Below are 288 nucleotides of genomic sequence, written 5' to 3'. Positions count from 1 at the left end.
GATCTGTAATAACCCCGTTTTCAGATCTTTTTACCTTGTCCACCTCTTCCGCCTGAGCTTCAATCGACATATTTTTATGAATAATACCGATGCCGCCCTGACGAGCCATTGCAATCGCCATACGGTGTTCTGTAACCGTATCCATTCCGGCGCTCATCATCGGAATATTAAGTCTTATCTTTTTAGTCAAATATGTTGACAGATCTACTTCATTCGGAATTACCTCTGAATATGCGGGAACTAACAGCACATCATCAAACGTAATACCTTCTCCTATAATCTTTCCCA

At 41.3% G+C, this 288-nt stretch carries 1 protein-coding gene; it reads right to left on the bottom strand.

Translation table 11 applies throughout. From position 1 onward, the window contains the following. A partial coding sequence (locus P0G09_RS20445; protein ID WP_275253598.1) for an IMP dehydrogenase occupies positions 1 to 280 on the bottom strand: 280 nt, incomplete at its 3' end. Positions 281 to 288: the final 8 nt, after the last annotated feature.

Source organism: Faecalibacterium sp. DFI.5.82 (genome assembly GCF_029076575.1).
In the GTDB taxonomy this organism is placed as follows: domain Bacteria; phylum Bacillota; class Clostridia; order Oscillospirales; family Ruminococcaceae; genus Faecalibacterium; species Faecalibacterium duncaniae.
This window is presented reverse-complemented; position numbering and strand designations above follow the sequence as displayed.